Annotated in this window: 11 protein-coding genes; 5 read left to right on the top strand and 6 right to left on the bottom strand. The window is 74.1% G+C overall.

Annotated elements, in window-relative coordinates; all coding sequences use genetic code 11:
- Window positions 1-27 precede the first annotated feature (27 nt).
- A complete protein-coding gene (locus tag F7P10_RS12130) occupies window positions 28-1,239 on the top strand; it encodes an MFS transporter (protein WP_151009443.1) in 1,212 nt (403 codons plus the stop codon).
- A gap of 75 nt (window positions 1,240-1,314) precedes the next feature.
- Here the strand turns inward: F7P10_RS12130 and F7P10_RS12125 are convergent, their stop codons facing one another.
- The 3 genes from F7P10_RS12125 to F7P10_RS12115 all read right to left on the bottom strand — a co-directional run bounded on the left by F7P10_RS12125 (window position 1,315) and on the right by F7P10_RS12115 (window position 4,554).
- Window positions 1,315-1,941 carry a hypothetical protein gene (locus tag F7P10_RS12125; protein WP_151009442.1) on the bottom strand — a complete coding sequence of 209 codons (627 nt, stop codon included), beginning with the start codon at window positions 1,939-1,941 and terminating at the stop codon, window positions 1,315-1,317.
- 111 nt (window positions 1,942-2,052) lie between these two features.
- Window positions 2,053-2,838, bottom strand: a complete 786-nt coding sequence (locus F7P10_RS12120; RefSeq protein ID WP_151009441.1) for a thioesterase family protein — start codon at window positions 2,836-2,838, stop codon at window positions 2,053-2,055.
- A 30-nt stretch (window positions 2,839-2,868) separates the two neighbouring features.
- Window positions 2,869-4,554 carry an LCP family protein gene (locus tag F7P10_RS12115; RefSeq protein ID WP_151009440.1) on the bottom strand — a complete coding sequence of 562 codons (1,686 nt, stop codon included), beginning with the start codon at window positions 4,552-4,554 and terminating at the stop codon, window positions 2,869-2,871.
- 247 nt (window positions 4,555-4,801) lie between these two features.
- Here F7P10_RS12115 and F7P10_RS12110 point away from each other — a divergent pair, with 247 nt between their 5' ends.
- Together F7P10_RS12110 and F7P10_RS45045 are read left to right on the top strand one after the other, a co-directional pair.
- Window positions 4,802-5,872 carry a glycosyltransferase family 2 protein gene (locus tag F7P10_RS12110; protein ID WP_151009439.1) on the top strand — a complete coding sequence of 357 codons (1,071 nt, stop codon included), beginning with the start codon at window positions 4,802-4,804 and terminating at the stop codon, window positions 5,870-5,872.
- Window positions 5,873-6,000: 128 nt separating this feature from the next.
- Window positions 6,001-6,822: a hypothetical protein gene (locus tag F7P10_RS45045; protein ID WP_151009438.1), complete on the top strand. Its 822-nt coding sequence runs from the start codon at window positions 6,001-6,003 to the stop codon at window positions 6,820-6,822.
- Window positions 6,823-6,843: 21 nt separating this feature from the next.
- Here the strand turns inward: F7P10_RS45045 and F7P10_RS12100 are convergent, their stop codons facing one another.
- The 3 genes from F7P10_RS12100 to F7P10_RS12090 form a co-directional block, all read right to left on the bottom strand.
- Window positions 6,844-8,616, bottom strand: coding sequence for an asparagine synthase-related protein (locus F7P10_RS12100; RefSeq protein ID WP_176611436.1), 1,773 nt, complete (start codon window positions 8,614-8,616; stop codon window positions 6,844-6,846).
- Between the two features lie 271 nt (window positions 8,617-8,887).
- Window positions 8,888-9,637: a glycerophosphodiester phosphodiesterase gene (locus F7P10_RS12095; RefSeq protein ID WP_151009436.1), complete on the bottom strand. Its 750-nt coding sequence runs from the start codon at window positions 9,635-9,637 to the stop codon at window positions 8,888-8,890.
- Window positions 9,634-10,335, bottom strand: coding sequence for a 2-C-methyl-D-erythritol 4-phosphate cytidylyltransferase (locus F7P10_RS12090; protein WP_151009435.1), 702 nt, complete (start codon window positions 10,333-10,335; stop codon window positions 9,634-9,636). Before F7P10_RS12090 ends, F7P10_RS12095 begins: the two co-directional genes overlap by 4 nt.
- A gap of 725 nt (window positions 10,336-11,060) precedes the next feature.
- On the opposite strand from F7P10_RS12090, the gene F7P10_RS12085 reads away from it, so the two are divergent.
- Both F7P10_RS12085 and F7P10_RS12080 read left to right on the top strand, forming a co-directional pair.
- On the top strand, window positions 11,061-11,666 hold the full coding sequence (locus F7P10_RS12085) for a DUF5941 domain-containing protein (RefSeq protein WP_254716559.1): 606 nt from the start codon (window positions 11,061-11,063) through the stop codon (window positions 11,664-11,666).
- Window positions 11,663-12,394: a sugar phosphate nucleotidyltransferase gene (locus F7P10_RS12080; protein WP_151009433.1), complete on the top strand. Its 732-nt coding sequence runs from the start codon at window positions 11,663-11,665 to the stop codon at window positions 12,392-12,394. Before F7P10_RS12085 ends, F7P10_RS12080 begins: the two co-directional genes overlap by 4 nt.

Genomic DNA, 12,394 nt, shown 5'->3' with positions numbered 1-12,394 from the left:
GGTAAGACGACCAGTTAGGAAACCTCGATGCGGACCGCGGAGAAGAACCTCGCACCCTCCGGCGGCCCGGAGCCAGGCGGCGCCGGGCTGCCGCTGCCCGCGCTGCTCGCGCTGGCCACGGCCGTCTTCATCACCAGCCTCACCGAGACGCTGCCCGCCGGACTGCTGCCCGCGATGAGCGACGACCTGCGCGTCGGCGAGGCCGCCGCCGGGCAGACCGTCACCGTCTACGCGATCGGCACCGCGCTCACCGCCGTCCCGCTGACCGCCGCCACGGCCGCCTGGCGGCGCAAGCGGCTGCTGCTCGCCACCGTCGCCGGATTCGCCGTCGCCAACACCGTGACCGCGCTGTCCGAGCACTACCTGCTGACGATGACCGCCCGGTTCGCCGCCGGGGTCGCGGCCGGGCTCGCCTGGGCGCTGCTCGCCGGGTACGCGCGCCGGCTCGCCCCGCCCCACCTGGAGGGGCGGGCCATCGCGATCGCGATGGCGGGCATCCCCGTCGCGCTGTCGCTGGGCGTCCCGGCGGGCACCTTCCTCGGGAACTCCGTCGGCTGGCGGGCCGCGTTCCTGCTGATGACCGCGCTGACGATCGTCCTGCTCGGCTGGATCGCGGCGGCCGTCCCCGACTTCCCCGGACGCCGCGCGGGCGAGCGCGGCCCGCGGACGAGCGTGCTGCGCGTGCCGGGCGTCGCGCCCGTCCTGTTCGTCACCCTCGCGTTCGTCCTCGCCCACACGATCCTCTACACCTACATCGCCACGTTCCTCGACGGCGCCGGGATGGGCGGCTCGACCGACCTCGTCCTGCTGGTGTTCGGCGCCGCGTCCCTCACCGGCATCTGGATCGTGGGCGCGCACATCCACCGCCGGCTCCGCGCGCTGACGATCGCCGGGACGCTCCTCGTGGGGGCCGGGGCCGCCGTCCTGGCCCTCGCGGCGGGCGAGCCCGCGCTCGTCTACGCCGCCGTCACGCTGTGGGGCCTCGGCTGGGGCGGCGCGCCCACCCTCCTGCAGACGGCCGCGGGGGACGCGGCCGGCGCCGAGGCGGACGCCGCGCAGGCGATGCTCGTCACCCTCTGGAACGCCGCCATGGCGGGCGGGGGCGTCGCCGGGGGAGTGCTGCTCGGCGCCTTCGGCCACGGCGCGTTCCCCTGGGGCACGCTCGTCCTGCTCGCGCCCGTCCTCGCGGTCGTCCTCGCCGCCCGGACGCACGGCTTTCCCGCCCGCCGCCGGGCGTGACCGCACCGGCGGGAACGGCGAGGCCGCTCAAGGCCCGGAGCCCTGAGCGGCCTCGCCGCGATCACGTTCCGCCCGTCAGCGCCCGCTCTTCGCGGGCTTCTCGCGGGCGTCCGGGTGCGACAGCTTGAGGATGAGCTCACCCTCCGCGCTCTTGTGGATCCGCATGGTGAGGCCGTTCCAGTGGATCGTGCCGCCGGGGTATCCGGCGGTGGCCGAGGTGGTCAGCTTCGAGGAGCCGTCCTTGCGGCTGAAGGTGACCTGCTCGCCCCGCATCTCGATGCGGATCGGCTTGACGCCGAACTTGTCGTCGAGCTTGATCGTGTCGCCGTCCCGCACGACGACCTCGCACCTGCCGTCGGCGCACGCCTCGAGGTTCCTGCCGTCCTTCGCCGCCGAGTGCCTCGGCTTGGCGGGCATGATGGCCGGTTCCGGCATGGCGGGCTCGGCGGCCGGCTTCGGCTCCGGCTTGGCGGGCTTGGCGGCCGGCTTCGGTTCCGGCATGGCGGGCCTCGGCGGCGCCTCGGGCGCCTTGGGCGCCTTGGGCGCCTCGGGCGGCTCTGGCACGGCGGGCGCCGCGATCGCGGCGGGCTCGCCCTCCGACCCCGGCGGGTTCGGTGCCGCGAGTGCGGCGCCCGCGAAACCGCCGAGCGCGAGCGCGGCGACGGCGGTCGTGGTGAGCAGGCCGAGATTCCTTGTCGACATGGTGTGGACTCCTGACGGTCGCACTGTCATTACTCTTTGCACGACTTGCACTACAGAGAGTAATCGATTATGTCGAAGACGTGATCGAGCGGGGAGACGTTCGGCGTGTGCTCAGCGGGGGAGGTCGTCCACGAACATGGTCTGCAGGACGCGTCCGATGTCGCCGGACGCGTCGGCCAGCGAGCCCTCGCACAGCGCGCTGCCGCCGGGCTCGACCTGCATCGACCCGCTCAGGCAGAGCCACTCGCCGACGGGATCGCGGTGCAGTGCCACCGTCAGGTCCGTGTTGATCACCAGCCAGGCGGACAGGTCGATCTCGCTGCCCACGCCGGACACGCTGTCGGACAGGACGAGCGCGCGCACGAGCGGCGTGTCGTCCTCGCCCGCGACGAGCGGCACGCGGGCGCGGGCCCACGTCGTGGCGGGTCCGGGCTCGGCGAAGGCCCCCTCGACGAGGCGCCACTCCATCGCGGACAGGTAGCCGTCCATGTGGGCGCCCGCCCAGGCCCGCAGGGGGCGGGACGCGGCGGGCAGCGGCGGGGGCGGCGGCGTGCGGACGATCGGGGCCAGGGCGTCCGGGGCCCGCAGCGTCCGCCACGCGGTCGCGCGCACGACCGGCCGTCCCTCGTGGGCCAGTTCGGCCTCCAGGAGGGTGACGCGCCGCCCCGGACGGACGGTCCGCACCGCGACGTGCAGCGGCGCGACCGGCACCGGGCCGAGGATCTCCATCGTCATCCGCGCGACCCGGGTGCCCGGGACCGGCTCGTGCCGCTCGAGGGCGCGCCCGACGAGACCGGCGACCGGCCCGGCGTGCTGGAACTCCGGCGACCACGGCCCCGCGGTCGCGGGGGTGGAGGCGAACCCGCCGCCGGGCAGCGGCTCGTAGAACCCGTCCAAAGCGCGGCTCCTTTCGACTAGAACCGCATTCTAGCCGCAGAGCTTCTGGGTCCCGGTCTCCACCGGCGTGCTCCGGGTCGGCTCCGGCGTGGGCTCGGCCGGCTCGGCCTTCACCTCTTCGACGCCGTCCCAGTCACCGCCCACATAGATCTGGATCTCCGCCTGGAGCTCGGGCATCTCCTTGAGCTTGGCGCCGGGAAGCGCCTTGGCGAGCGTCTTGGCCGCGTCCGCCCGGGACGGCCCGTACCGGATCTCCGTCGTCTGCAGGCCGCGCCGCGCCAGTCCCGGCACGACGCTCGCCGTGAAGCCGGCCTCCTCCAGTTGCCGTCCCGCCTTGGTCGCCAGCCCCGGCGTGCCGATCGCGTTCAGCACCCGCACCGAGACGTCCTCGGGCGGCACGGTCAGGCGGTCCTCCGGCTTCCGCGTCGGGGACGTGCCGGGCTTCGGCGGCGACGGCTCCGGCGACGCCAGCGGCTCGTCCTCCTCGATCTTCTGGAACAGCTCCTGCGCCTGCGCCTTGTCCCACTTCACCGTCGACTGCGGCGCCGCCGCGTTCCACAGGGCGGCCTGATGGTCGGGGTTCTCCAGCGGGACCTTCGCGAACGCCAGGTCGTCGGTCGACAGGTCGCGCATCTCGTCGACCATTTCCGGCAGGTCCTCCGCCAACTGGTCGTCGACCGTCAGCGTGTCGAGGGCCGCGTTCAGGAACTTCGTCGACTTGACCGGGTTGCTCAGCGTCTTCGTCGACAGCGCCTGCTTCATCAGCGCGGCGAGGAACTGCTGCTGCCGGTCGATCCGGCCGAGGTCGCTGCCCCCGGTCAGCGAGTACCGGGTCCGGGCGAACGCGAGCGCCTTCAGCCCGTCCACGTGCGACGTCCCGGCGGGCAGCCGCAGCCCGCTCTTCGGGTCCTGGACGGGCTGCTCCACGCACACGTCCACGCCGCCCAGCGAGTCGACCATCTTCACGAACCCGTAGAAGTTGACCTCGACGTAGTGGTCGATCGACACGCCCGTCGCGCGCTTCACCGTCTTCACCGCGAGGCTCGCCCCGCCGAACTGGTACGCCCACGTCAGCTTGCCCGGACGCGCGGGCACGTTCTGGCCCTTCGCGCCCTCCGACCCGTTCGACTCGTGCGCGGGGATCGTCACGAGCGAGTCGCGCGGCAGGCTCACCACGGAGATCCGCTTCCGGTCGGCCGAAAGGTGCAGCAGCAGCATCGTGTCCGACCGCTCACCGGGGAACTTGCCCAGCTTCGCGGCCTTGATCTGCTCCCTGGTCAGCCCGTCGCGGCGGTCGACCCCCGCGACCAGCACGGTCATCGGGCCCTCGACGCCGCCCGCGTCCCGGTCCAGGCCGTCGATCGAGATCTTGTCGATCGCGCCCGTCACGTAGTTCTGGAACGCCCACGCCCCGCCGGACGTCAGCAGCACGAACGCCGACATGCCCGCCGTGACCCCCAGCAGCCGTCGCTGCCGCCGGGCGCTCAGCGCGGCGCGCGGGCTCATCCGCGGCCCCGGCCTGCGCGGCCCGCGCGGCCCCTCGACCGGCACCCGCGGCGCGGGCATCCCGTCGATGGTCACCCCGTCGATGTCGCCGTCGTCGCCGCCCGCCCGTCCGTCGCCCCGGCCCGCGGGCCGGGGCCGGAAGTAGCGCTCCAGCGGATCGGCGTCCCCGTCGGACGGGCCGTCGCCGCCCGTGCCGTGCCCGTCCGTCATGCCGCCGCCGCCTCCCGAAGAACGTCGTCGGATGTGCCTGGATGAGTCTCGACCACTCTAAAGTGGGGAACACCCGACTCGGCGCCATCTGGAGCGCGTGTCATTGCGGTAACGTAACGCCGTCCTGACCACACCCCGGCGGCCCGCCCCGCGAATCTGGGCGACGCGGGCTGCGTCGGACAAGCGAGCAAGAGAGAGGAAGGGGGGCCTCCTCCGGCCCGTCCGGCCGGGTGCGCCCGCGAAGCCCATGAACCCGTCTCCCCATGCGCAGCGCGCCGCGCAGCAGGCGCCACGGACCCGCACCGACGCCGGCGGCCGCACCTGGCCCGCGGTGTCGGTGGTCATGCCCGTCCTCAACGAGCAGCGGCACCTGACCGACGCCGTGCACCGCACCCTGTCCCAGGACTACCCGGGCGAACTGGAACTCGTGCTCGCGCTCGGGCCGTCCCGCGACCGCACCGACGAGATCGCCCACCGGCTCGCCGCCGAGGACCCGCGCATCGTCGTGGTGTCCAACCCGTCGGGCCGCACCCCGCAGGGCCTCAACATCGCGATCAAGGCCTCGCAGTACTCGATCATCGTCCGGGTGGACGGGCACTCGCTGCTGCCGCCCGACTACGTCCGCGCCGCCGTCGAGACGATGGAGGAGACGGGCGCCGACAACGTCGGCGGGATCATGGCCGCCGAGGGCGTCACCCCGTTCGAGCAGGCCGTCGCGCGCGCGATGACCTCCAAGCTCGGCGTCGGCAACGCCCGCTTCCACACCGGCGGCGAGGCCGGCGAGGTCGAGACCGTCTACCTCGGGACGTTCCGCCGCAGCGCCCTCGACCGGGTCGGCGGCTACGACGAGACGTTCACCCGCGCGCAGGACTGGGAGATGAACCACCGCATCCGGCAGACCGGCGGGCGGATCTTCTTCACCCCCCGGATGCGCGTCACCTACCGGCCCCGCCCCGACCTGCGCGCCCTCGCCAAGCAGTACTTCCAGACCGGACGCTGGCGGCGCGTCGTCGGCCGCGAGCACGCCGGCACCCTCAACCTGCGCTACCTCGCGCCGCCGATCGCCGTGGTGGCCATGACGGCGGGCGCCGTCGCCGGGGCGTTCGGGTTCTGGCCCGGCTGGATCCTGCCCGGCGGGTACGCGGTCGCGATGATCGCGGGCGCGGCCGTCGAGGGGCGCGGCCTGCCGCCCGCGGCGTGGGCGCGGCTCCCGCTCGTCTTCGCGACCATGCACCTCACCTGGGGCGTCGGCTTCCTGACCAGCCCGCCCCGGCTCGGCCAGCCGGCCCCGGCCAAACCCGGAGAGCCCGTCCTCTGACGGGTGGACGCCTCCGGCTGCAGGTACTTTCCGGACATCCCGGACGGAACGGGGCTGTGCTCCGGCCCGTCTCAGGGTTACGGTGGCGGGACCCCGCCACCCGTCCGGCGCCCTGGAGGTGGCCTTCGATGTCCAACGGAGCACGGCACGCGGTCGGCGCGCTGATCGGCGTCCTCGCCATGCCGCTGATCGCCGCCGGACTGCTGTACGGCGTCTTCAAGATGCACGAGTCCGTGCGTCGCGTCGTGGCGGCGTTCGGCGGCGACGCCGGAGTCGACGGGTGGATCGGTGCGGGGGTGCTGGTGTGCACGGCGGTCATCGTCGCGCTCGTCGCGGCGCCGCGCGTGTCGCCGATCGCCTCGCTGCTCCCGGGCGTCCTGTTCACGGGGATCGGCGCGATGTGGCTCATCGACCCGGGCTGGATGATGCGGGAATCGGTCACGCGGGACCTCCTGCCCGCGGAGCTCGACCTCGCGTTCACGATCGTCGGCCCGTACGGGTTCTTCCTGCTGCTCGGCGCGCTCCTGCTGGCGGCGTCGGCGATGCCGAGCCGGTGGGCGGGCCGTCCCGCCGCCGGGGCGCGGCACGCCGCCGTCCCGCCCGCGATGCCGGCGGGGCCGGGCGCGCCGTCCGGGCCGCCGCCGGTGCCCGGTGCGCCCCGGCCGGGTGCCGGGGTGCCGCCGCAGCCGCCGCACGGCCGGCCGGAGCCGTTCGCCCCGTCGTTCGGGCAGCCGCCAGCACCGCACGGAGCACCGCACGGAGCACCGCAGGGGCCGCCGCACGGGGGGCCGGAGGCTCCGCAGTCGCCGCCGCAGGGCGCCGTCCCGTTCGGGGCGGAGCAGGAGCGGGAGCGGGAGCGCCCGGGGCAGTTCGGCGCCCCCGGAGAGGGCGAGGGCGGCGAGTGGACCCGCATGTACGGCGGGGACGACCTCCGCCGCGACGGCCGGTAGCGGCCGCGGCGTCCGCCGGCGTCAGCGCGGGATCGGGATCCGGACGTCCGGCAGGTCCGGCCTCGGCTCCCGCCACATCCCCGACAGCAGCACGCTCAGCGTGTAGATGTGCCAGAGCTGGTTCGTCCAGCCCGTCGGCACCGTGGCGAAGTGCTCCTCGAACTTGCGCCGGTTCACGATCTCCCACAGCTCGGACGGCCCGTCCAGCACCTGGTCGCGCAGCAGCGCGAGGAACGGCTCGTCGAACGTCCGCCGCCAGTTGAAGCCCGACGTCCGTCCCTTCGGCAGGACGGCCGCGCGGCGCCGCCACGCGGGCCACTCGCGGAGGCGGCGCGGCCCGTCCGCCTCGAACCGCCACCGCTTGCCCTCCGGCGGGACGGACGCGAGCTTCGGGGCGAGCGACTCGATCAGCAGGTACACGACCTCCTCGCTCGCCCGCCACTCCGGCGGCAGCGCGAGCGCCTCCCGGACCGCGCGGTTGTCGAAGAAGGGGTGGTAGGAGGGCGTGTTCATCGTCGTCGCGGTGTGCGAGCCGACGATCCAGCGTCCCGACCGGTAGAACAGGTAGAGCAGGTCGAGCACGCGGGGCCCGTCCTCGGCGGTCCGCGCCGCCCACCGGGCGAGCTGCTCGTCGGCGGCGGCGTTCGCCTCCGGGGTGCAGAACCCCTCGGCCGACTTGAAGATCGTCCGGACCCGCTTCCGGATCCCCGCGGGAGTGAGGTCCTTCTGGTCGTAGAGGTGGCCGCCGCGCAGCGTCTCACCGCCCGAACCCGACGTCTTGGGAACGGTCCGGTACGGCGCCCACCCGCCGACCCGCTCGTAGGCCGAGGTCATGCCCTCGCAGCGGCGGACGATGTCGTGGGCCCGCAGCAGCGGATGCCCGACGGTCACCGCGTCCGGGGCGTCGTCCCGCGCGGTCGTCGCCGTGAGGGAGACGCGGTGCTCGAGGCCGAGCAGCCCGGCGATCCGCCGTGCGAGGACGACGTCCGGATCGTCGGCGAACCCGTGCGTCGTGGCGATCATCGGCACCTCGGCCGCCCGCAGCACCGCCGCCATGATGCGGCTGTCCCGGCCGCCCGACAGGGCCAGCTCGACCGGCTCGCCGTGCGCGGCGAGGGGCGCGGCGGCGTCCACGAGCGCCTCCGCGAGGCGCTGCACGCGGCGGCGCCGCTCCCGGGCGTCCGCGGGCATCGGCTCGGCGTCCGGGACGGCCCGTTCCCGCACGGTGGCGCCGCGTCCGGGTGCGGCGGTCAGGACGGCGTCGGCCGGGAGCGCCCGCACGCCCGCGAAGGGGGTGTCGTCGTTGGTGAAGAAACCGTGCCTGACCATGGGCTGGAGCGCCATGATCTCGTGCGCGACCGGGGGTTTCGTCAGTCCCGTGCGCGCGGCGCGTTCCGTGAGGTGCACGAGAAGCGCGCGACTGCCGATGAAGCAGAATTCCTCGGACTCGGCGAAATACACCGGGCACACGCGGGCGATCGAGGTGGCCGCGTCGAAGCCGTCCCGGTGCGCGCGGAACACCGCGAACACCCCGCCCATCGACTCGACGGCCGCCGCCGGGTCGGCGGTCTCCAGGAGTTCCTTCTCCCCGATGTCCGGTTCGGCGAGGTAGCCGGTGTAGCCGAGCACGCGCTCGTCCGCGGCGATGAGCGGGCGGGGGACGAGCCGGTGCTCGGGCTCGTTCGTCCAGGACAGCAGGACGATCGCGCCGTCGTCGGAGGCCCAGCGCGACGGCACCAGCCGGTCGGCGGGCACGGGGATCGCCTCGGCGGCGGCCGCGCTCGCCGAATCCACGATATGGGGCGAGATTCTGCGATTTCGGGCCTTGCTCACCACGGCGAGATATGCGCGCACGGGTGCTCCGATCGATCGGCCGAATGGACCACACGACCGTCGCCCCGCGGGATGAACGCGCACCGAACAGGCTACATATGAAAGGTAAATTGTCGTTTCGTTCGGCGAAGGTTGCCCGCGCACCCGAATTGGATCGGGCCAATTGCGGCCACATCGGGCATGCGCCATTATCCGATATGTCCGGAAAGCTTGCGTGGCGCGAGCGGTGGCGTCAGAGCGCCGCGAGGACGCCCGGGACGTCGTTGACGACCATCGCGTCGATCCCGGCCTCCGCGTAGCGCGGCGCGTCCTCCGCCGCCGGGCACCACGCGACGACCTCCAGGCCCGCCTTGTGCGCGGCGTTCACGCAGTGGTCCAGCGGGCGCAGCCGCGAGTCGGGATGCTCGAACCCGCACGAGCCGGTGTGCACGGCCACCGCCTGCAGGCCCAGCCCCGCCGCCGCCGGGACGGCGTGCCACAGCGGGAACCGCAGCCACGTCAGCAGCCCGAGCGGGACGCCCGGCAGTTCGTCCCGCAGGTGCACCAGCAGCGCCGGGTCGAACGAGGTGACCAGCAACGGTCGCCGCCGCGCCTCCCGCCGCAGCAGCGGCACCAGCAGCGCGCCCGTCCGCCGGTCCGGATCGTCGAGCGCGTCCTCCAGGACGGTCTTGACGTCGACGTCCACCGCGACGTGCGGCGGCAGCGCGTCGAAGAGGTCCGCGAGGTGCGGCAGGCCGCTGTCGGTCGCGGGCAGGTCGACCACGTGCGACCCGTCCGGGATCGTCGGATCGTGCCGCAGGACGAGCCGGTCGTCGGCGGTGCGGGTCACGTCGACCTCGACCCACTCCAGGCCCGCGGCCACGGCGGCGAGCATCGAGTCGAGCGTGTTCTCGGCGACCGTCCGTAGCGTCCCCGGCACCGGCCGCCCGCCGGAGCCGAACCCGCGATGCCCGATGACGGCGGGGGCGTTCTCGAAGATCAAGGCGTCTCCTCCGCGGCGATGTGCTCGGCGAGGGCGAGGTCCAGCGGACGGGTGACCTTCAGGTTGCGGTCGTCGCCCGCCACCACGCGGATCGGCACGTCCGGCAGGTAGCGGTGCACGATCCCGCAGTCGTCGGTGGCGCGCAGCCCCGGATCGGCCAGCGCGATCTCGTACGCCTTGCGGATCGTGCCGAGGACGAACCCCTGCGGCGTCTGGAACCGGCTCATCGTCTCCCGGGGCGGCATCGACGCCACCCGGCCGTCCTCCACCACGACGATCGTGTCGGGACTCGGAACTCCCACCGCGACCGCCGCGTCCCCGTCCAGCGCGTCCAGCACCCGGTCGATCACGGCCGCGCCGACGAACGGGCGGGCCGCGTCGTGGAAAAGGACCCGGACGTCGTCCGGCCGTCCGGCCAGCGCCTCCAGCGCCGCCACCGTCGAGGCGGTGCGCGTGTCGCCGCCCGCGATCACGCCCGCGACCTTGCCGAACGGCGCGGCGATCGTCGCGGCGGCGCGCAGCTGCGGCGGCGCCATCACCACCAGCACCTCGTCGACGCGCGGATGCCCGTCGAACGCGGCGACGGCACGGCCCAGGATCGAGCGCCCGCCGATCTCGAGGAGCTGCTTCGGGCGCCCCGCGCCCAGCCGCGCCCCGACACCGCCGGCGAGCACCACCGCGACCGTCCGCGTACCCATGTCTCCCCGTTCTCGCCACAACAGGTCATCGAAGCATTACGCTCGGCTATTGCCGTTCGGCTCAAGCTCAACGTACCGGAACCGCGGGCTCCCGGCCCGCCCCGACCGAGAGGCGACCGTGGACCAGCAGACGGTGCGCCGCGCCGCCCGGTGCGGCCTCACCCCGGGCACCGCGGCGCCGATCTCCCTGGGGGTCGCCGTGCTGGCCGCGGTGTGGTTCTCCGACGCCACCCGCGGCGGCGCCGTCGCGGGCGCCCTGCTGCTCGCGGCGACCGTCCTGCTCGCCCGCGTCGACGACCGCCTCGCCCGCGCCGGGGCGGCCGCCCCGCGGCAGGTGTGGCGCTCGGCGGTGCTGCGCCGGGCCGAGGAGGCGATCGTCTACGCGGGCCTCGCCGCCGGCGCCGGGCCCGCCGCGGCCGCCGGGCCGTCACGGGTGTGGGCGATGGCGACGCTCGCGTTCGTCCTGCCCGCGCTCCGCCGCGCGGTCGCCGCGTCCTTCGCGGTGCGGCACCCGGTCGCGGCACCCGGACGTCCCGCCGGGTTCGCGCGGATCGTCGCACTCCCGCGTCCCGAACGCTTCGCGCTCGTCTCGGTCACGGCCGCCCTCGGCGATCCCGTCCTCGTCTTCACCGTCCTCACCGTGTGGGGCGCCGTCGCCGTCGCGGCCGTCCTGGCCGGGTGCCTGCTGCGGTCGCTGTGGCCGGTGACCCGTGACGCCGGACCCCGTGACGCCGGACGCAGCGGCGCTGCGCGTCCACCGGGACGACGGGCCGCTCGCGCGCGCCCTCGGCGTGCTGGCGCGCGGCGGGCTCCCGCCGGTGCCGGGAGCCGCGGGCGCGGCCGCCTCGACCGGGATCCTGCTCGCCGCCGGCGACCACGGATACCCGGTCCCCGCGCTGTTCGCCCCGGTCATCGCGGTGCTGCTGGTCGGGCCCGCGGCGGCGCACCCGCACACCGGCAGGCTCGACTGGACGGCGCCGCCCATGATCCGCGGGATCGAGTATGGTTACCTCACCGTGTTGGGGTTCGCGCACGCTGTGGCGGCGCCGCTCGTCTTCGCGCTCGTCGCCCTCCTCGCGCTCCACCATCACGACACCGTGCACCGCACCCGCAGGGGGCCGCGGCGGCAGCGGCTCCTCCTGGCCGGGCTCGGCTGGGAAGGGCGGATGCTCATCGTGGCCTGCGGGGGCCTCTCCGGGAGCCTCCCGTTCGCGTACGCTGCCCTGGCCGCCTACCTTGGCGTGTTGTTCGGCGGCGAGGGCGTCGCCGCGTGGGCGCGGGCCGGACTCGGCGAACGCGTGCAGGTCGACCTGGAGGAAGAGGAAGCATGATCGGCATGGTGCTGGCGGCGGGCGCGGGCCGGAGGCTGCGGCCCTACACCGACACGCTGCCCAAGGCACTGGTCCCCGTCGACGGTGAGACCACCATCCTGGACATCGCGCTCGGCAACCTGGCCGAGGTCGGGCTGACCGACGTGGTGATCGTCGTCGGCTACCGCGCGACCGCGGTCGAGGAACGCAAGGCCGCTCTGGAGGAGCGGTACGGCGTCTCGATCACGCTCGTGCACAACGACAAGGCCGAGGAGTGGAACAACGCCTACTCCATGTGGCTGGCGCGCGAGCACTTCTCCAAGGGCGTCCTCATGGTCAACGGCGACACGGTTCATCCCGTGAGTGTCGAAAAGACCCTACTTGCGGGCCGCGGACCGGACATCCTCCTGGCCGTGGACGATGTCAAAACGCTCGGTGACGAGGAGATGAAGGTGATCCTCGACGGCGAGGGGCACCTGAAGACCATCACCAAGCTCATGGACCCCGAGTCCGCGAACGGCGAGTACATCGGCGCCACGCTGATCGAGCCCGCCGCCGCCGACGCGCTCGCCGACGCGCTCAAGGCCACGTGGGAGAGCAACCCCGACCAGTACTACGAGGACGGCTACCAGGAGCTCGTCGACCGGGGCGGCCGCATCTCCATCGCCCCCATCGGCGACGTGCAGTGGGTGGAGGTCGACAACCACGACGACCTCGAAAAGGCCCGCAAGATCGCCAAGACGTACTGA

The sequence above is a fragment of the Actinomadura sp. WMMB 499 genome, from assembly GCF_008824145.1.
Taxonomy (GTDB): domain Bacteria; phylum Actinomycetota; class Actinomycetes; order Streptosporangiales; family Streptosporangiaceae; genus Spirillospora.
This window is presented reverse-complemented; position numbering and strand designations above follow the sequence as displayed.

What these genes read in the sequence shown, in the direction of transcription:
- F7P10_RS12130 (WP_151009443.1), top strand. Translation starts at nt 28, where the DNA reads ATGCGGACCGCGGAGAAGAACCTCGCACCCTCCGGCGGCCCGGAGCCA.
- F7P10_RS12125 (WP_151009442.1), bottom strand. Translation starts at nt 1,941, where the DNA reads ATGTCGACAAGGAATCTCGGCCTGCTCACCACGACCGCCGTCGCCGCG.
- F7P10_RS12115 (WP_151009440.1), bottom strand. Translation starts at nt 4,554, where the DNA reads ATGACGGACGGGCACGGCACGGGCGGCGACGGCCCGTCCGACGGGGAC.
- F7P10_RS12110 (WP_151009439.1), top strand. Translation starts at nt 4,802, where the DNA reads ATGAACCCGTCTCCCCATGCGCAGCGCGCCGCGCAGCAGGCGCCACGG.
- F7P10_RS45045 (WP_151009438.1), top strand. Translation starts at nt 6,001, where the DNA reads ATGTCCAACGGAGCACGGCACGCGGTCGGCGCGCTGATCGGCGTCCTC.
- F7P10_RS12090 (WP_151009435.1), bottom strand. Translation starts at nt 10,335, where the DNA reads ATGGGTACGCGGACGGTCGCGGTGGTGCTCGCCGGCGGTGTCGGGGCG.
- F7P10_RS12080 (WP_151009433.1), top strand. Translation starts at nt 11,663, where the DNA reads ATGATCGGCATGGTGCTGGCGGCGGGCGCGGGCCGGAGGCTGCGGCCC.